Here is a 19,404-nt window from a genome sequence, read left to right on the forward strand (position 1 = left end):
TATTAATAAGGGTAAGAGACAGCAATTGATGTAAGTGCGGGTGCATAAAGTCACCGCCCTGTGGCCTATGTTGTATAACGATGCAACAGGCGAAAAGATTAAAAAGGGTAAATAAAATTCAGGCCTATGGCCGATGAGTATAAAGTTGCCGGCGTTGTGAAAAATATCTGACTAAAACTAAAATGATTATCATTAAAACAGCTGAGTTTATTATAAGTAACACAGACTATAGGAGTTGCCCGAATGACGGCAAGCCCGAATACGCCTTTATTGGCAGGTCGAACGTTGGCAAGTCGTCGCTCATAAACATGCTTGCTAACAGAAAGGGGCTGGCAATGACCTCTTCCACACCGGGAAAGACTATGCTGATAAACCATTTTCTTATCAACGGTGAGTGGTACCTGGTGGATTTGCCGGGGTATGGCTACGCAAGAAGAGGTATGGAGAGCAGGGAGAAAATACGTAATATCATTGAGGACTATATTCTTGAGAGGGAGGCTATGGCTAACCTGTTTGTGCTGGTTGATTCACGGCACGAGCCGCAGAATATTGACCTTGAGTTTATGGAGTGGCTTGGCGAGAACGGTGTGCCGTTCTCTATAGTCTTTACCAAAAGTGACAAGCTGGGCTCCGGACGGCTGCAGATGAGTATTAATGCCTATAAGGAAAAACTGAAAGAAACATGGGAGGAGCTGCCGCCGCTGTTTGTAACATCATCGGAGAAGGGGCAGGGTAGGGAAGAGCTTCTTGAATATATTGAAAAAATCAACAACATGCTTTAGGGGGACCGGTCAAAGTCCAGTTTCAGGTCAAGGTTCAGGGGGGCGGCCCAGGTCAAAGTCCAGTTTCAAGTCCAGTTTCAGGTCCAGTTTCAACCGTACCTGCCGAATGAGCCGCCAACAATATCTAAAAGCTCGTTAGTGATAGACTCCTGACGAAGCTTGTTGTACTCCATGGTGAGTTCTTCGGAGAGATCGTCGGCATTATCGGTGGCTATCTGCATGGCAGTCATGCGGGCAGCATGCTCAGAGGTTACCGAGTCGAGATGGGTGGCGAAAAGCTTCACCTTTAAAGACTTTGGGATAAGCTCCTGCATGATTGTCTCCCTGTCCGGTTCAATGATGTATGCGGGCGCCTCTGTATCAATCATATCGGCCTTAAGCTCCAGTGGCAGGAACGGTTCATGGATAACCACTTGTGAGCCCTTGCTCCGGTAATGGTGGTAGATAAGCTCAGCACGGTCGACAGTACCGTTCAGAAACATCTCCATAAGCTTATCTGCCATAAGCTGCGAATGGATATATTCCGGTTTTCCGCTTATCTCATTGTAATCGCCCTGAGGTTCGAACCCCATACCTCGTACCGCTTTTGCCACTTTCTCGCCTATGGGATAGATAAGAATGTTCTCTTTGCCAAGATGCATGTAACCCTTCACCACCTCTCTCAGCTTTTCAATTATATTGTCGTTGAACCGGCCCGCCAGACCGCTGTTGGATGAAAAGGCTATGATGGCTACCCGCTTGACTGTACGCATCACGGTGAAAGGGGAGTTGATACCTTTACCTATGAGTTCGTTCTTTCTACGTTCATCTTTTCCTCGTTCGTCATGACTAAGGAAAAGCTGCATCATATGCTGGAGCTTCTTCTGATAGGGGCTGAGGCTGAGAATTATGCGCTGCGACTTCTGCAGCTTTGCGGAAGAGACCATCATCATGGCTGATGTGATCTTTTGAGTGGATCGTACCGAATGCAGCCTGCTTTTTATATCTTTCAGTTGTGCCATAGAATTCAGGATTGCATTGCTTTGACGGTGTCTTCAGCTACTGTTTCGATTATTTTGCTGATCTCATCGTTTATCACTCCCTTTTTCAGCTGGTCGAGAACATCGTGGCGGTGGCTTGCCTGCAGTGTGGCAAGGAACTCTTTTTCGAACTCGCCCACCTTCTCAAGGGGTATATCCTTCAGCAGCCCGTGGGTGCCGCAAAAGAGTATGGCTATCTGATGCTCAATGCTCATTGGGCTGTGGACCGGTTGAATAAGCAGCTGTTCGTTCTTCTGTCCCTTGTTGATGGTCATGGCGGTAACAGCATCCATATCACCGCCAAACTTGGCGAATGCAGCCAGTTCCTGGTATTGCGCCTGGTCGATCTTCAAGGTACCTGCTACCGTCTTCATTGCCTTTATCTGTGCGTTTCCCCCCACGCGGGAGACGGAGATACCGACATTTATGGCGGGACGGATGCCCCTGTTGTAGAGGTCCGCCTCAAGAAAGATCTGCCCGTCGGTGATTGAGATAACGTTGGTGGGGATATATGCCGACACGTCACCAGCCTGCGTTTCAATGATGGGCAGCGCTGTGAGTGAACCGCCACCTTTCACCTTACCCTCGAGGCTGGGAGGAATGTCGTTCATCAGGACGGCTACATCTTCCTGTGAGATGATGCTGGCTGCCCTCTCCAGCAGCCTTGAGTGGAGATAGAAGATGTCGCCGGGATATGCTTCGCGGCCCGAGGGGCGCCTGAGGATGAGGGAGACCTCGCGATAGGCTACCGCCTGTTTGGAGAGATCGTCGTAAACGACCAGGGCATGCCTGCCCGTGTCGCGGAAATATTCGCCTACGGCAGCTCCGGCAAAAGGGGCTATATATCGCATAGCGGCAGTATCGGAGCCGTTGGCGGAGATGACCGTGGTGTAGTCCATGGCTCCCCCGTCGGTAAGCCTCTTGACGATAGATGCTACCGATGAACCTTTCTGTCCTACAGCTACATAGATGCAATATACCGGGTCGCCATTGTCGAAATTTTCACGCTGGTTGAGGATGGTGTCTATGGCTATACTGGTTTTGCCGGTCTGCCGGTCGCCGATGATCAGCTCCCGCTGCCCGCGCCCTATGGGAATCATGGCATCAACAGCCTTCAGCCCTGTCTGTAGGGGTGTGTTTACCGGCTGACGGAAGATGACGCCGGGCGCTTTCCGCTCAAGGGGCATCTCAAACATCTCTCCCCTGATAGGCCCTTTGCCGTCGATAGGCTCACCGATGGGAGAGATGACACGGCCAAGCATGCCCTCCCCGACAAAGAGCGAGGCTACCCTGCCGGTCCGCCTGACTGTGAATCCCTCTTTGATCTCACTGGTGCTGCCCAGGAGGATGGCTCCAATATTGTCTTCCTCGAGGTTCATCACGATAGCCTGCATGCCGTTGTCGAACTCAAGAAGTTCGCCCGACTCGGCGTTGCGCAGCCCGAAGATGCGTACAACACCATCGCTGACGCTGATGACAACCCCTGTTTCGTTGAATTTAACATGGGTGTCTATCCCTTTGAGCTGCATGCGCAACACCTCGGAAACCTCGCTTATCCTGATTACATTTTCTGCCATATATATCCTAAATTATCTTTTTTAACTTTGCTGAATATCAATCTTGTAACACTCTCCTGATTCTTGAGAGCTCTCCCGAAACGCTGGCATCCCACCTGTAGTCGTTGAGACTCAGTATGAACCCGCCTATGATATCGGGATCTTCAACGTTCTCTATTTCGAGCTTGCCTCCAACAATCTTCTCAAACCGTGAGGTGAGCTGCCAGCATTTCTCCTCGTCTATGGCGATTGCCGTGATAAGCTTGCCGTGGCGTATGTTGAACCTCTCACGGTAGAGCTCGATGAAGCGGAGGGCAATGTACTGTATCTGCTCATGCCTTTCGTTTTTCAAAATAAGATCGATCATTTTCCGTAGTGACGATGGCACATCGCCCCCGCAGGCGGTGATGATTATGCTCTTCTTTGCACGGGGATGGACAGACCGGTTCTGGATAGAAAATCTTAACTGAGGTACCTCGAGATAGATACTTGACAATATATGCATCTTTTCATATACTTCCTCGTGCTGCCCAAGCTCTTGTGAATAGTCGAGAAGCGCTGTTGCATAACGTGTTGATATAAGTCCGGTATTCATATTGTGACTCAGGATTTTGAAATTTCCATCTCATCAAGCAGCCTGCCAATCATGTTTATCTGCTCCCCTTCAGCTGACAACTTCTCGCGAAGGATCCTCTCGGCAAGCTCTAACGATAGAGTGGCTACCTCTCCACGGATCTGCCGGAGGGCTTCCTCTTTCTCGGCGACTATCTGTTCACGTGCTGCGGCAATAATTTTTTCCGATTCGCGTTGCGCCTCTTCACGTGCACCCTCGATCATCTCTTCACGAAGCTTAGATGTCTCTTTCAACAAGCCGGCCTGCTTAATTCTGGACTCCTCCATCAGCGCCTCTCCGGCCTCCTTTACCTTTTCCAGCTCCTGGTAAGCTTCGCGTGCCGCAATGATAGACTCATCGATAAAGTTCTTCCGCTTTTCCACCGATCTGAGAATGGGTGGAAAAGCATATTTTGCCAGTATCAATATCACTATTCCGAAAGAAAGGGTCATCCAGAACAGCAATCCCGGTTCGGGTGTTAATAACGACATATCTCGGCTCCCTTAGAGTATAAATCCGCAAACGACGATGGCAAAGAGGGCCACCCCCTCGATAAGTGCAGCCGATATGATCATGGTGGTACGGATATCTGATCCTGCTTCGGGCTGGCGGGCAATACCTTCCAAAGCCGACTGGCCAATTTTCCCTATACCAAAAGCTGCTGCTAAAACCGCGATGGCTACACCAGCTGCAGCGCCAATTGTACCTATTCCGGTTTCCGATGCCTGCAATAATACTGAAAGTAATTCCATAATTTTTTCTTTAAAAGGTTTAATTGATAATAATCTGTAATATTTTTATGTTGTTGATTCTATATAAATATGGCCCCGGAGCAAAGTGTTATGATTCAGATTTCACTTTGACTGCCTCGGGTTTCATCTCTTTTTTCCCGGGTTCTTCAACTCGGGCAAGGCCGATGAACACGGCGGAGAGAAGCGTGAAGACATATGCCTGGATGAAGGCGACCAGCAACTCTACAAAATTGATGAAGACGGTAAAAAATACCGAAACGGCCGTCATGGATGCATTGATGGTTGTGCCGAGCTTTACCGTGATAAATATAAGTGTGGTAAGTCCCAGCACTATAGCATGCCCGGCCATGATATTGGCAAAAAGACGTATCATCAGCGCAAAGGGTTTGGTGAACAGTCCCACTATCTCAATAATTGGCATAAGCGGTATTGGCACCTTTAGCCATACTGGTACATCGGGCCAGAACACCTCCCTGTAGTACTCCTTTGTTCCTGTGAGATTCACCGCCAGGAAGGTGCCGGTGGCCAGTACCAGTGTGACCGCAATATTTCCCGTCACATTTGCTCCTCCCGGAAAGAAAGGAATGAGTCCCAGCAGGTTGTTGAAGAAGATAAAGAAAAAAACTGTCAGCAGGTAAGGGGCATACCGGTTATAGTCTTTCCCCACCGCCGGCTTAATTATCTCGTTGCAGATGGACAGGATAAACATCTCCATCATCCCTGCAAATCCTTTTTGAGGCTTCATGGGATCTCTCCTGACAGCTCGGGATACGCTCATCATAAGTATGACAAGCAGCAGTGAGCTTATAATAAGAGATGCCGCATTCCTTGTAAGAGAGAGGTCGAGGGGGCGCACCATGTTGCCCATGTTATCGTTTTCAACGATTTTCCCTTTGAACTTACCCTCCGAAGCTATGTAAAACCGTTTGTATGAGGCAGTTCCATGCTGAAGTAGCGACGAAAAGAAAATATGCCACCCGCTGCTTTTGCTGTACAGGATGACCGGCAGCGGAATGGTTATATGCCGGTCGCCATTGCTGACTAACTGCCACTCGTATGAGTCGGCCAGATGATTGAGGATGAATTCCCGCACATTGAGTTCTCCGCTTGTTGAGGCACTATCGCCTGCTCCGCCATTCTCCCACTCGGCGGCTTTCCCTTTCTCCGCTACAGTAACGCCCGAAGAGGTACTTTCCTTCACCGCGGCGCTCCCTGTTGCCGGACCATTTTCCTTCACCGCATTATTACCCTTTGCTACTGCAGAGGATAGCATGAGAAAGATAATAATAAGAGCCGGTAGGATATATTGGATATTTATCTTCGGTTTCATTGATCGATTCGTTCTCTTGGTGGTTTTTTCTGATCTTTCTTATATTTGATATACTTCTCCATTCTCAGGTAGATGTAAGTCTCCCAGATCAGGTTGATAATATAAAAAAAGATGAATATAATAGCAAAATTGCGGATATTCTCCTTATGTACCATCCAGTAGATAAGAATTACAGCAAATGAGACGAATATCTTGATCATACGCATCAGCATGTACACATTTACAATGTTGGCAGGCTTGTCGAGCGGTGTTTTACTGAACCGGAGGATAAAGATGATCCCCAGAAGATAGAAAAATAGGGGAATGATAAAATAGCCCCTGACCATCATCACCGGAAAAAACAGCTTAATGATTATCCATATGCCGAACCCTGTGATGAGCAGCATTGCTGTGTGGAAAATGAGAAAATATTTAGTCAGTTTTTGCATATTCAGGAAAATTTATTTTCCTTTTATCTTATCAATACATACGGTAATAACGTTATTGCTTACCTCTACAAAACCATCTACTACCTCCATGGCGCGATTGTGCCCTTCGGCAGTAAAGGAGAGCATACCCTTTGTGAGCGACGAAATAATGGGGGCGTGGTTCCTGAGCACCTGGAACGATCCCATTGTGCCGGGAAGGGTGACCGAATCGGCCTCGCCACTATAGAAAGTGCCATTGGGAGTTATAATTTCGAGCCTCATTACTTTTCAGTTTTTGCCATTTTGCTCTGTTCCATTAACTTGTTGCCCTTCTCTATGGCATCATCAATGGTGCCTACATTCATAAAAGCTGCTTCCGGATAGCTGTCGAGCTTGCCGTCGAGAATCATCTTGAAACCCTTGACTGTATCTTCTACGGAGACCATTACGCCGGGCTGGCCGGTGTACTGTTCCGCCATATGAAAGGGTTGTGAGAGGAACCGCTGCACCTTGCGGGCACGGTTGACCGTCAGTCGGTCTTCGTCTGATAGCTCTTCCATTCCAAGAATTGAGATAATGTCTTGCAGCTCTTTGTATCGCTGTAATATCTGTTTCACACGCATCGCGGTGTTGTAGTGCTCTTCACCAAGGACGTGCGGATCGAGTATTCGTGATGATGACTCCAGGGGGTCGACAGCGGGATAGATACCCAGTGATGCAATTTTGCGGCTGAGCACCGTGGAGGCGTCGAGATAACTGAAGGTGGTGGCCGGAGCCGGGTCGGTGAGGTCGTCGGCGGGCACGTAAACAGCCTGGACCGATGTGATGGATCCCTGCCTGGTGGAGGCGATGCGCTCCTGCAGTGCACCCATCTCGGAGGCTAGGGTAGGCTGGTACCCAACTGCTGAAGGCATGCGCCCCAGCAGGGCCGACACCTCCGATCCTGCCTGGACGAAACGGAAAATATTGTCGATAAAGAGGAGGGTGTCGCTTCCTTTTCCGCCGCTGTCCCTGAACGACTCGGCGACTGCCAGGCCGGTGAGGGCGACGGAGGCGCGGGCGCCCGGCGGCTCGTTCATCTGGCCGAATACCAGTGTTGCCTGCGACTTCTTAACCTCTTCATAGTCCACTTTCGATAGGTCCCAATGACCGGCCTCCATACTCTTTTTGAACTCCTCTCCATATCTTATCACACCCGATTCAATCATCTCCCGCAGGAGGTCGTTGCCTTCACGGGTACGCTCACCCACGCCGGCAAAGACCGAGAAGCCGCTATGCCCCTTGGCAATGTTGTTGATAAGCTCCATGATGATGACTGTCTTGCCCACGCCGGCTCCCCCGAAGAGGCCTATCTTGCCCCCTTTGAGGTATGGCTGCAGCAGGTCGATAACCTTGATGCCAGTGACAAGCACCTCCTCGGTAGTGGAGAGCTCTTCGAATTTGGGAGCCTCCCTGTGGATAGGGTACTGATTTTCGCGGCTCAGCCTGGAGAGCCCGTCGATAGGCCTCCCTATAACGTTGAGTAACCTCCCCCTTATCTGATCGCCTATGGGGACACTTATTGGGCGTCCCAATGCTTTTACAGGAAGCCCGCGGCTTAGCCCGTCGGTACTTTCCATTGCTACGGTGCGAACAATATTCTCACCGATATGCTGTTGTGCTTCCAGGAATACCTCCTCGAGCCCGGGCCTTTCTACGGTCAGTGCTTCGTGAATGGCAGGCAATCTGATCTCCTGTGATTCAGAAAGTTCAAACTGAACATCCACCACAGGTCCTATGATTTGTGAAATGTGTCCTATCAATTCGGGCATAATATACAAAAAGTGATAAATTGGGCAGCTTTTGGCCAGCCTCTTACAAAGATACAAAAATTAAAGAAGGAACAGGCTAATTAAATATTATTAAGTAGTTACGGCTGTTAAAATCTGCAGGCTGGAGGTACTTTTCATGAGTAGAGCCACAAGCGAGACTTGAACTCGCGACCCACGCGTTACGAATGCGTTACTCTACCAACTGAGCTATTGTGGCTTGATTTGAGAGTGCAAAAGTAAAAAAAAATTATGATACGAGCTAACTCTTTTTCATTTTTTACTCTTTTTCAAAAGAAAACGGGTGGCAGTAACGCCACCCGTTTTACAAAATGATTTTATGAACTCTTAATTTATTAATTTTTTTTCTCTTCTGCCTTGACATGGCTTTTCAGCATAACCCTGTAAGCTACGGGAGAGGCAACGAAGAGACTGGTGACAGTACCTACAACCACTCCTATAAGCATTGCGAAGACGAAGCTTCTTACTGCATCGCCTCCGAAGAACAAGATACAGATGATTACGAGGATGGTACTCAAGCCCGTGTTGATGGTACGTGCCAGTGTAGCGTTCATTGAGTCGTTGAACAGATCTAACAGTCCACGCTTGGGATAGAGATGCATATATTCACGCACACGGTCGAACACCACCACCTTGTCGTTGATAGAGTAACCCACAATGGTAAGGATAGCCGCCACGAAGGTCTGATCGAGCTCCATGGAGAAGGGCATTATCTTCCATAGGAGCGAATAAAGGCCTATAACCGAGAAGGCATCGATAGCAAGTGCCGCAACTGTACCAAGGGAGAATCCCATGTTGCGGAAACGAAACAGGATATAGAGCCCCATGCATATGAGCGCTATGAAGAGTGCCAGGAAGGCATTTTTTATCATATCTTCGGCAATGCTCGGACCCACCTTCTGAGAACTCTGAATATGATCGTCGATACTCTTGCCGGGAGTCATGAATTCATTAAGCCCTTCGGCTAATAGCCCGCGCAGCTCTTCCTCAACGGTTGATCCATCGGAGTCTATCATATAGTTGGTGGAGATACGCACCTGGTTGCTGGAACCAATGGTTATTACACGAACGGACTCGCCGAAGTAGGGTGTAAGTGCATCCTGCACCTCGCCCGTGCGGACAGGCTGGTCGAATCGAACAATATAGTTGCGCCCTCCGGTAAAGTCGATACCCACATTCATCTTCAGGGTGAAGAATGAGATGATGCTGACAGCAACAAATGCACCTATTATAATAAGTATAAGCTTACTGTTGCGTATAAAGTTGAAATTGTACTCCTTGAAGATTGCTTTCGAAAATAGAGTATTAAAAGTAAGATTCTGCCATTTGCCTTTGCCTAAGCGGGTTTCGTACACCATTCGGGTTAGGAATACTGCTGTGAGGAAAGAGGCGGTTATACCTATGATAAGGGTTATGGCAAATCCTCTGATGGCACCAACGCCGAATATTGCAAGTATGATACCGGTGATGATGGTTGTCAGGTTAGAGTCGAGGATGGCCGAGAAAGCATTCTTGTAACCATCTTCAAGTGCCCTCCGGAGTGTTTTCCCCGCTGCCATCTCCTCCTTTATGCGCTCGTTGATTAGCACGTTGGCATCGACTGCCATGGCGAGGGAGAGGATCATACCGGCAATACCTGGCAGTGTGAGTACCGCCTGGAATGCAGCAAGTGCCCCAAGAGTAAAGAAGAAGTTAAGGAGCAGTGCACTGTTTATTACAGTGCCGGGGATAAATCCGTATAGTAAGCAGGTGAAGAGAAACAGTACGGCAAGTGCGATGATAAACGACACCAGCCCATCGCGGATAGCTTCCTGTCCGAGAGAAGGGCCAACAACATCTTCCTGTACTATGCGTACTCCTGCCTGCATCTTGCCCGATTTGAGCACGTTCTCAAGGTCCTGGGCCTCCTGAGGAGTGAAGTTCCCGGTGATTGATGAACGCCCTCCGTCGATACGGCTGTTAACAGTTGGCGCAGAATATACAAAACCATCAAGTACGATAGCGATGGATTTGCCGATTTCGGCTCCGGTGATGGTGGACCAGCGGCTGGCTCCGGCGGAGTTCATGCTCATGCTCACCTCCCAGGCAGAACCATGCTGGCCCTGGTCGGCGCGGGCATTGGTTACCACGTCGCCTTCAAGCGCGGGGCCTCGTTTACTGCCATCACCTTTAAGAGCGAACAGCTGGAAATAGGTCTCACGCTGATCGATGGGCTTGAAACCCCATTTGAATTTTACATCGGCGGGGAATATATCTTTGTAGCGCGTTAGTAGGAAGTTGACCTCTGCGGTGTCGAGCTTTGAAACGCTTCCGACTATAGGCCCTGAAGCACCGCTCATGGCGAAGTAGGGCTCATTGAAGTACTCTATGAAGCTTTTGTTTATGACTATCTCTTCACCTTCGCCCGTCACCTCGGCAAGAAGTGAATCGGTAAGGGCAAATGAGACTTCGGCTGCTTCTTCTGCCTTGGCTGCAACGGTATCACCGGGTGCTGTTTCGCTGCCGTCACCGTCTGCTTTTGCCGAACGCTTTGCTGCGGCATACTCGCCCGACCTGGCATTCATCTCGTTGAAATAGGAGCCTAGCTCGTTAACGTTGTAGGTCTTCCAAAATTCGAGGTTGGCACTACCCTGCAGCAGGTTGCGCACACGTTCCGGCTCCGTAATTCCGGGAAGTTCCACAAGAATTCTTTCGGCACGGTCTAACCGCTGTATGTTTGGTGCAACCACCCCGAAACGGTCGATACGCGTAGCAAGCACGTTGAAAGAGTTATTGGCAACGCTGACAAGCTCCTTGCGTAGTTCCGATATCACCTGGTCGTTTGTGGCAGAGGGGCTTACCCTGTCACCCATGGTGATGCTGTAGATATTGGCCAGCTTGCCGTCAGGTGCTATCCTTTCGTAATTCTGACGGAACAGTGAGATGAAGTCTGAAGAGCTGCCGCGCCTGTTTTGCACAATAGTCTCTTTCAGTGCCTGATTAAACAGGGGGTCATCGGTGTTTGCCAGCGAAGAGAGCACTTGTGCTGCATCGATCTCGAGAACAACGTTCATCCCTCCCTTGAGGTCGAGTCCCAGTCCGATCTCTTTTTCACGAACCTGTTTGAGTGTGTAGTTTAGGTAAACCTTTTCGGTGGATAATGAATCAAGATACTGACTCTTGAGGGCTAAGTTTCCATTGGCGTATTGATCCGCTTTCTTGCTGTACTGCCTTCCCACCAGGGTGAAGGAGAGATAGAACAGACAGATAGCAGTAAGGATAATACTGAAAACTTTAATAAATCCTTTGTTTTGCATTTCAATATTACTTTTTGTTTACAATTTGTTATTTTGCAGGCTGGTAACCGTTATTCACGAGTTAAAAATAGAGGCATAATACGAGCTTCCTTGTTTTAAGCGTGCAAATATACGTTTTTTTTATCTTTTTAAGAACAATATCACCGGATTATTTTCAATGAACTAATCCGGTGACATGGATATTTGTTGGTGAGTAATTATTACTCTACAAATCCCCTGTTTTTGAGCAGATAGACTGGATTGGGTTCAGCGCCGCGGTATTTTTTGTATAGCACCATCGGATCATCGGAGTTACCTTTTGACAACACATTTTCGCGGAATGAGGTAGCTGTTGCCTTGTCGAAAACACCTTTCTCCACGAACGGCTGGAATGCATCGGCATCAAGCACTTCTGCCCATAGATAAGCGTAGTACCCTGCTGAGTAGCCACCGCTGAAGATATGAGAGAAATAGGTGCTGCGGTAGCGCGGGATAATCTCTTTGATAAGCCCGATCTTCTCCATCGATTTTGTTTCAAAGCTGCGCACATCGAACTCCCTCTTTTCGCTTTGAGTGTGGTAATCCATATCGAGCAGAGCTGCAGCAACAAACTCGGTTGTTATGAAACCCATGTTGAATTTTGAAGCGGCGTCGATCCTGGCAATCAGCTCATCGGGAATCACCTCGCCTGTCTGATAATGCCTGGCATATAGTTTGAGTACTTCGGGATGGAATGCCCAGTGCTCCATGATCTGTGAAGGGAGCTCTACGAAGTCGCGAGGAACGCTGGTACCCGAAACCCCGGCATAGGTTACGTTGGATAGCATGCCATGAAGTGCGTGGCCAAATTCATGGAAAAGTGTCTCCACCTCGTCGAGTGTAAGCAGCGAAGGTGTTGATTCTGTGGGGCGTGTAAAGTTGCCCACGTTATAAACTAAAGGCCTTATGTTTTTTCCGTCGAGCACCTGTTGACCGCGGAAGCTGCTCATCCATGCGCCGGCATTCTTGCCTGCACGCGGGAAATAGTCGGTATAGAAAACCGAAACGTGTGATCCGTCGGCATCGAGCACCTCATACGCTTCCACCTCGGGGTTATATACGGGGACATTTTCCAGCTTTCTAAAACTCAGCCCGTAGAGCCTGTTGGCTACTTCAAACACCCCTTCACGTACGTTTTCCATCTTGAAGTAGGGCTTGATCTCCTCTTCGTTAAGTGAATATTTCTGCTGGCGCAGTTTTTCGGTGTAGTACCACCAGTCCCACGACTCCAGCTTAAAGTTTCCGCCTTCCGCATCAATGAGTGCCTGCAGCTCTGCAGCCTCTTTCTTTACTTGCGGAAGTGCGTAGTCCCACACTTCGTTAAGCAGCTTGTAAACATTAGCCGGAGTTTTAGCCATGTTCTCCTCCAGAATAAAATCGGCATGTGTTTTGTAGCCAAGCATTTGTGCTTTCTCGATGCGTAGGTTGACAATATCGTTGATGATCCTTTTGTTGTCGTTCTCATTATCGTTGTCGCCACGGTTATACATGGCTTTATAAAGCTTCTCGCGCAGATCGCGTTTCTCTGAATATTGCAAAAAAGGCAGCCAGCTGGGTTTCTGCAGCCCGAAGGCCCATTTCCCCTCTTCACCTGCAGCCTTGGCTGCTTCGGCCGCAGCGGCAATCACTCCTTCGGGAAGGCCTGCAAGATCATCCTTGTTGTCGATAACAAGCTTAAAATTGTTTGTCTCGTTAAGCAGGTTATTCCCGAAATTAAGTGTAAGTGCAGAGAGCTCTTTGTTGATCTCCCGCAGCCTTGTCTTTTCGGCTTCACCCAGCATGATGCCGGAGCGTACGAAATCTTTGTAATAGTTATCTAATAACCGGTACTGTTCGGTAGTGAGGTTCATGCCTGTTGTATCGTCGTGAAGCGTTTTTATACGGTCGAAAAGCTTTCCGTTCAGGTAGATATTGTCGTTATGCTCTGACAGAAGAGGAGAAAGCTCTTCAGCCAGCGCCTGAATGGAATCGTTTGTTTCGGCGCTTTTTAATCCGTAGAACAGTCGAGAGACGCGTGTCAGCATTTTTCCGCTGTTGTCTAATGCTGCGATGGTGTTTTCAAAAGTGGGCGCCTCCTGGTTACCGGCGATGGCGTCAATCTCTCCGGATTGCTCTTCCATCCCTTTAAGAAAGGCCGGTTTGTAATCACTAAAAGTAATCTTATCGAACGGAGGCATACCGAACTGTGTGTCATATTCGGTAAAGAAAATGCTTCCGGCTTCACCTGAGCTTTTGCTGCTCTTGGTGTTGGTGCAGGAAAGTAGTGTCATAAATGCTAATGAAATGAATAATAACTTTTTCATTCGAGTACTAATTATTTATAAATTAAACGATTGGGAATTTCTATCGGTCGATTTTCTTAAATAACAACAAAGATACGTTTTTTTGCTAAAATAATGAAATTCATTCATTGATTGTTTTTTATTCGATATATAATATAAAAAACGGTGATACCGTAGCCCGATGTGGAGGGTATATTCCTTATCGGGTCGGCCGTCGTAGTTGGTGCTGTTTTTTTATTTTATTTTTATAACAAATAAATTGCTACCTTTGCCACGTTTTAGGAAATATCCTTTTTTTATTCTGTAAAGCTTCAACGACATGTTTCAGGAAGGTGCCTTCATGTGACATCGTTATGAAAAAATGCCTGCAATAGAAGCTGTACATAATCGTAATAATTCAATACAATATTTATGGATAACTTATCACTATTCGTAGTGATCTTTCTTACCGGAGTCACACTGGTAGCAGCCAGCATTACTATTGCCCGGCTGCTCTGCCCAAGCTCTGTCAATTTTCAGAAGGGCGAGCCTTATGAGTGCGGATTACCTACGCATGGTACATCATGGATGCAGTTCAGGGTGGGATACTACCTCTATGCTATTCTTTTTCTGATGTTCGATGTGGAGACAATATTCCTTCTTCCGTGGTCGACGGTAGTCAGGGAATTAGGGGTGCCCGGCCTGGTTAATATTCTTTTATTTATCGTGATATTAGGACTGGGCCTTGCCTACGCCTGGAGAAAGGGGGTGCTGAAATGGAACTGAAAGATATAAAGATCAAGGACTTTCCTTCAGGCGAGTTCAAGGATAATGAGACACTGCAGGTATATATTGACCGGCTGAATGAGGCTAATGTAAATGTGGTGACAGGCAAGCTTGACGAGATGGTCAACTGGGGGAGGAGCAACTCGCTCTGGCCTCTTGTTTTTGCCACAAGTTGCTGCGGCATTGAGTTTATGGCTGCCGCTGCTGCTCATTACGACCTGGCACGCTTTGGCATGGAGGTGACGCGCAACAGTCCCCGCCAGGCTGATCTGATGATTGTTGCGGGGACAATAGTGAATAAGATGGCGCCACTGCTGCGGCGTGTATATGACCAGATGGCCGAACCGAAGTATGTTGTAGCCATGGGATCGTGCGCCATCTCGGGAGGCCCTTTTGTGAACTCCTATAATGTTGTGAACGGCGCAGACAAGGTTATTCCGGTGGATGTCTATATCCCCGGCTGCCCTCCACGTCCCGAGTCGCTTTTCTACGGGCTGCTCCAGCTGCAGCGCAAGGTGAAGGTTGAGAGGTTCTTCGGCAACAAACGTATCGTCCGTCCCTATAACCCCGATATGCTGAGGGACCCGGAAACGGGTGAGGCCATAGACCCGGGGAATGAATTTGAAGCCTGTCCCGGTGAAATTGGTGAATGCAGGTAGCTGGACATTGCCTGTCGATCACCGCAAATTACCCACTGAACTTTATTAGCTGTGTATGCATTGATTTATTTTTTCTGAAGTTCAATAACCAAGATGCTTGTTTTATGATAGTAGATTTAAAAGAGGTTGTTAAAGAGGTTGTGCTCTCTGCTGCAGGCAATGCTGTGATAGAAGAGAAGGAGAGGCTGACCGTGACTGTTGAGCCGGGCCTTTTGCACCCTCTGATAAAAGCCCTCTGCACCTGCGAAAGGATCCCTTTCGATTACCTTATAAGCCTTACCGGCATGGATTGGAACGATAGGCTTGGTGTTATATACCAGCTTTCATCGTCAAAAAGCCCGGGAAATGAGATTGTTGTAATAACCTCAGTGGGCGACCGGAATAATCCGTTGCTTTACTCTGTGACGGATATCTATAATGCGGCTCACCTCAACGAGCGAGAGGTGTATGCAATGTTTGGCATACGCTTTATTAACAACCCTGATATGCGCCGTTTCTTGTTGCCGGACGACTGGAAAGGGTTCCCTCTGCGCAAGGACTATGACGGTGATCCTGCGCTTAATCCCGTTACGATTGCCAGCAGGGAATTTTCGGATACCGCTCCCGGTATTACTGAAGATGCTGCTGGGAACCTGGTGGAGAGCACAACGCCCGTTTTTGATGATGATGACTACATTGTCAACATCGGTCCGCAGCACCCTTCAACGCACGGCGTGATGCACTTCCGCACGGCCCTGGACGGGGAGATAGTAAAGAAGATAGATATTCACAGTGGCTATATCCACAGGGGAATAGAGAAGCTTTGCGAAAGTATGGCATATCCCCAGATCCTGCATTTTACCGACCGTCTTGATTATCTCTCTGCAAATATAAACCGACATGCCCTCTGCATGTGCGTGGAGAAAGCTGCCGGCATTGAAGTGCCGCCGCGGGCTCAGTATATACGTGTTATCATGGATGAGCTGAACCGCATAAGCTCACACCTGCTGGCGTTTGCTACGCACTGTAACGACCTGGGGGCAACTACCGCTTTTATCTACGGGATGCGCGAGCGGGAACATGTTCTGGATATTTTCGACAAGGCCTGCGGAGGGCGGCTGATAATCAACCAGAACGTGATAGGCGGGGTGATGTTCGATATCTATGATGATTTCTGCAAAGATGTAAATGCTTTTATTCCATATATGAGGGAGAAGCTGAAGGAGTATGATGATTTTTTCTCGCATAACGTTATTGCCCTCAACCGCATGGTGAAGGTGGGAGTTCTTAGCCTGGAGGATGCTATAAGCTATGGTGTTACCGGTCCAGCCGGGCGTGGTTCCGGCTGGTCGTGCGATGTGCGCAGGCATAAACCCTACTCACTGTACGACAGGGTTGAGTTTAAAGAGGTTATACGCACCGGGGGCGACTCGTATGCCCGCTATATGAACCGCTTGGAAGAGATAGAGGAGTCGCTTCATATAATAGAGCAGCTGATAGATAATATACCCGCAGGAGCGGTCCAGACACCGGTGAAGCCTATCGTCCGCCTGCCGGAAGGGCGCTATTTCCAGAGTGTGGAGACAGGAAAGGGGGAGTTCGGCGTGCTTATAGAGAGTGACGGCGGCAAATTCCCTTACAGGGTGAAGTTCCGTTCGCCCTCGCTTGCCGCGGTATCGGTGATGCCGCTCATATGCAAGGGTGAGCTTCTCTCCGACTTCATAGGCATAGGTGGCTCGATGGATTACGTGATACCGGATATCGACAGGTAGCTTATCTGTTGAACAAGGAATAAAATGAAACCCCTGTCACAGTAATATCAGGATAATGATATAGAGAGGCAGGTCAAATTATATATAAGGAAAATGCAAAATTGAAGTATGGAATATAGTCAACCATTAGAACTGGACGGTTTGATTTCTGAAATCCACATATTTATTAGTGGCAACCTGCCGCCGGTGTGGGCAACGCTGACTGAAGGCATCATTGTTCTTGCAGCACTTCTCATATCGTACGCAGCCATCGCGCTGGTGCTTATTTACGCAGAGAGAAAGGTGACAGCTTTTTTTCAGGCCCGCCTGGGTCCCAACCGCCTTGGTAAATATGGTTTTTTACAGAGTATAGCAGATATGGTAAAAATTTTGATCAAGGAGGTTATACATATCAACAGGGTGGATAAGTTTCTATTCTATGCTGCGCCCTTTTTCGTGATATGCTCATCGGTGATGGCTTTCGGAGCTATCCCTTTCGGTAAGGGATTGCAGGTGGTAGATTTCAATTTGGGAATCGTCTATCTGCTTGCTGTCTCGTCGCTTGGCGTCATAGGAGTGCTTCTGGCAGGGTGGTCGAGCAACAATAAATACTCAATGATTGGAGCAATGCGTAGCGGCGCCCAGTTTATCAGCTATGAACTTTCGGCCGCCTTCGCGCTGATGACAGTTGTTGTGATGACAGGTACGATGCAGCTCTCGGAGATTGTGGAGAACCAGCGCTATGTGTGGAACATATTCAACGGGCACCTGCCGGCAATAGTAGCCTCACTGATATACCTGATCTCGGGCCATGCTGAGACAAACCGGGCTCCTTTCGACCTGCCCGAGGCGGAGGGGGAGCTTACTGCGGGATACCATACCGAGTACTCGGGTATGCAGTTCGGCTTTTTTTATCTTGCAGAATATCTCAACATGTTTATTATTGCAGCTATAGCCACCACCGTCTTTCTTGGGGGATGGATGCCTGTGCAGATAAAGGGGTGGGATACATTTAATCAGGTGATGTGGTATATACCCTCGTACGCCTGGTTCCTTGGTAAAACGGCTGTGCTGATATTCCTGAGCTTGTGGGTCCGCTGGTCTTTTCCACGACTGCGTATCGACCTTCTTCTCAACCTTGAGTGGAAGTACCTGCTTCCGATAAATCTTGTAAATATTATAGTAATGGTAGTGGTAGTGCTTGCCGGATGGACCTTGACTGACCTGTTCCCGGGCCTGTTCGGTTTGAATTAGCAGCAGCCAGGGAAATTACTGCCCGGTACTGCAGAATGGACGTTTGGTTTTTCAACGTTGCATTATCAACAGGGCGGAAATTTACAATTTGAGTATTTATTGATCTGAATATGAATAAACTTACAAAATATATCACTGGAATTTTCACTGCGGCAAGGTCGCTGCTTGGCGGTTTGGGTGTTACCTGGAAAGAGTTCTGGAGAAAAAAGGTGACCATGGAGTATCCCGAGAACAGGGAGAGGTTGGTCATCTCAGGCCGATGGCGTGCCGAACTGGTGATGCCTCACGATGAGAACAATGAACATGCCTGTACGGCGTGCGGTATTTGCATGATGAACTGTCCCAATGGCACTATCAAGGTTGTAGCGGCGACCATGGAGGATGGCAATGGCAAAAAGAAGAGGGTGCTTGACAGGCATATCTGGGATTACGGAAGCTGTACCTTCTGTAACCTCTGCGTTATAAACTGCCCGTCGGGCGCTATCATCTTCAACAACGATTTCGAGGGGGCTGTGTACGACAGGAAGAAGCTTGTCCATCAGCTCAATAAGCCCGGATCAAAACTCAGGGAAAAGAAAAAAAAGGAGGCAGTGAATTAAATTATGGCTGAACAAATTATATTTTACTTACTGGCGGCCGTGATAGCTCTGTTTTCGGTACTTGCCGTCACCGCAAAACGGATCATTCGCTCGGCAATATATCTGTTGCTCGTACTACTGGCGACCGCAGGACTCTTTCTGATGATTAACTATCATTTTCTTTTTACCGTTCAGGTGAGCGTATATGCGGGTGGTATTATGATAATGTTTATCATGGCTATCTTCCTTACTCACAGGCCGGGAGAGGATATGAAGCGCAAAGCTGTTGGAAAAATAAATTACCCGGCACTCCTTTCCATCGCAGGAGCGGCCTTTTGCGGGTGCATTATTGTAAATAATGTGTCTAGGGCGTACAATTACTTGAAGGGAGGAGAAATAGGGATGCGGGACCTTGGCCACGCGATGCTGGGAATTGAAAAGTACCAATATCTGCTTCCTTTTGAGGCAATAAGTGTTTTATTGCTTGCCTGTGTGGTGGGTGCCATTATGATTGCAAGAAAAGAGAAAGAGAAA

18 protein-coding genes and 1 tRNA gene are annotated in these 19,404 nt (G+C 48.3%); 7 read left to right on the forward strand and 12 right to left on the reverse strand.

All coding sequences use genetic code 11. The annotated features are described in order from the left end of the window. Window positions 1-185 precede the first annotated feature (185 nt). A complete protein-coding gene (gene yihA, locus B3Z75_RS11610; RefSeq protein ID WP_238869458.1) occupies window positions 186-782 on the forward strand; it encodes a ribosome biogenesis GTP-binding protein YihA/YsxC in 597 nt (198 codons plus the stop codon). Between the two features lie 89 nt (window positions 783-871). Here yihA and atpG read toward each other — a convergent pair whose 3' ends face one another. The 12 genes from atpG to B3Z75_RS11670 form a co-directional block, all read right to left on the reverse strand. After that, entirely contained in the window at window positions 872-1,783 is a 912-nt protein-coding gene (gene atpG, locus B3Z75_RS11615) for an ATP synthase F1 subunit gamma (RefSeq protein ID WP_238866176.1), read from the reverse strand. Window positions 1,784-1,788: 5 nt separating this feature from the next. Then, entirely contained in the window at window positions 1,789-3,378 is a 1,590-nt protein-coding gene (atpA, locus tag B3Z75_RS11620) for a F0F1 ATP synthase subunit alpha (RefSeq protein WP_238866177.1), read from the reverse strand. A gap of 37 nt (window positions 3,379-3,415) precedes the next feature. Continuing rightward, window positions 3,416-3,952, reverse strand: coding sequence for a F0F1 ATP synthase subunit delta (locus tag B3Z75_RS11625; protein WP_238866178.1), 537 nt, complete (start codon window positions 3,950-3,952; stop codon window positions 3,416-3,418). Between the two features lie 8 nt (window positions 3,953-3,960). Then, window positions 3,961-4,461, reverse strand: a complete 501-nt coding sequence (gene atpF / locus B3Z75_RS11630; RefSeq protein WP_238866179.1) for a F0F1 ATP synthase subunit B — start codon at window positions 4,459-4,461, stop codon at window positions 3,961-3,963. A 12-nt stretch (window positions 4,462-4,473) separates the two neighbouring features. Further along, entirely contained in the window at window positions 4,474-4,722 is a 249-nt protein-coding gene (gene atpE / locus B3Z75_RS11635; RefSeq protein ID WP_238866180.1) for an ATP synthase F0 subunit C, read from the reverse strand. An 88-nt stretch (window positions 4,723-4,810) separates the two neighbouring features. Then, complete coding sequence (gene atpB, locus B3Z75_RS11640; RefSeq protein ID WP_286844812.1) at window positions 4,811-6,052, reverse strand: F0F1 ATP synthase subunit A; 1,242 nt, start codon at window positions 6,050-6,052, stop codon at window positions 4,811-4,813. Further along, complete coding sequence (locus tag B3Z75_RS11645; protein ID WP_238866183.1) at window positions 6,049-6,480, reverse strand: hypothetical protein; 432 nt, start codon at window positions 6,478-6,480, stop codon at window positions 6,049-6,051. The genes atpB and B3Z75_RS11645 overlap by 4 nt, the downstream gene beginning before the upstream one ends. Before the next feature lie 12 nt (window positions 6,481-6,492). After that, window positions 6,493-6,741: an ATP synthase F1 subunit epsilon gene (gene atpC / locus B3Z75_RS11650; protein ID WP_238866185.1), complete on the reverse strand. Its 249-nt coding sequence runs from the start codon at window positions 6,739-6,741 to the stop codon at window positions 6,493-6,495. Then, window positions 6,741-8,270, reverse strand: coding sequence for a F0F1 ATP synthase subunit beta (gene atpD, locus B3Z75_RS11655; RefSeq protein ID WP_238866187.1), 1,530 nt, complete (start codon window positions 8,268-8,270; stop codon window positions 6,741-6,743). The genes atpC and atpD overlap by 1 nt, the downstream gene beginning before the upstream one ends. 144 nt (window positions 8,271-8,414) lie before the next feature. Beyond that, a tRNA-Thr gene (locus tag B3Z75_RS11660) sits at window positions 8,415-8,487 on the reverse strand. A gap of 136 nt (window positions 8,488-8,623) precedes the next feature. After that, on the reverse strand, window positions 8,624-11,584 hold the full coding sequence (secDF, locus tag B3Z75_RS11665; RefSeq protein WP_238866189.1) for a protein translocase subunit SecDF: 2,961 nt from the start codon (window positions 11,582-11,584) through the stop codon (window positions 8,624-8,626). Window positions 11,585-11,784: 200 nt separating this feature from the next. Next, entirely contained in the window at window positions 11,785-13,905 is a 2,121-nt protein-coding gene (locus tag B3Z75_RS11670) for a M3 family metallopeptidase (RefSeq protein WP_286844806.1), read from the reverse strand. Window positions 13,906-14,295: 390 nt separating this feature from the next. On the opposite strand from B3Z75_RS11670, the gene B3Z75_RS11675 reads away from it, so the two are divergent. From B3Z75_RS11675 to B3Z75_RS11700, 6 genes are all read left to right on the forward strand, one after another. Further along, entirely contained in the window at window positions 14,296-14,649 is a 354-nt protein-coding gene (locus tag B3Z75_RS11675) for an NADH-quinone oxidoreductase subunit A (protein WP_238866193.1), read from the forward strand. Continuing rightward, window positions 14,640-15,308 (forward strand): NADH-quinone oxidoreductase subunit B, encoded by a 669-nt coding sequence (locus B3Z75_RS11680; RefSeq protein ID WP_238866195.1) that lies wholly within the window; start codon window positions 14,640-14,642, stop codon window positions 15,306-15,308. Before B3Z75_RS11675 ends, B3Z75_RS11680 begins: the two co-directional genes overlap by 10 nt. Before the next feature lie 104 nt (window positions 15,309-15,412). Next, window positions 15,413-17,059 carry an NADH-quinone oxidoreductase subunit C gene (locus tag B3Z75_RS11685; RefSeq protein WP_238866197.1) on the forward strand — a complete coding sequence of 549 codons (1,647 nt, stop codon included), beginning with the start codon at window positions 15,413-15,415 and terminating at the stop codon, window positions 17,057-17,059. A gap of 108 nt (window positions 17,060-17,167) precedes the next feature. Further along, the gene (gene nuoH, locus B3Z75_RS11690; RefSeq protein WP_238866198.1) at window positions 17,168-18,292 is read left to right on the forward strand and encodes an NADH-quinone oxidoreductase subunit NuoH; all 1,125 of its coding nucleotides are present in this window, start codon (window positions 17,168-17,170) and stop codon (window positions 18,290-18,292) included. A gap of 110 nt (window positions 18,293-18,402) precedes the next feature. Further along, window positions 18,403-18,891, forward strand: a complete 489-nt coding sequence (locus tag B3Z75_RS11695; RefSeq protein ID WP_238866200.1) for a 4Fe-4S binding protein — start codon at window positions 18,403-18,405, stop codon at window positions 18,889-18,891. Between the two features lie 3 nt (window positions 18,892-18,894). Beyond that, on the forward strand, window positions 18,895-19,404 hold a 510-nt coding region (locus B3Z75_RS11700; RefSeq protein WP_294071789.1), incomplete at its 3' end, for an NADH-quinone oxidoreductase subunit J.

Source organism: Proteiniphilum sp. UBA1028 (assembly GCF_002316955.1).
Taxonomy (GTDB): Bacteria; Bacteroidota; Bacteroidia; order Bacteroidales; family Dysgonomonadaceae; genus Proteiniphilum.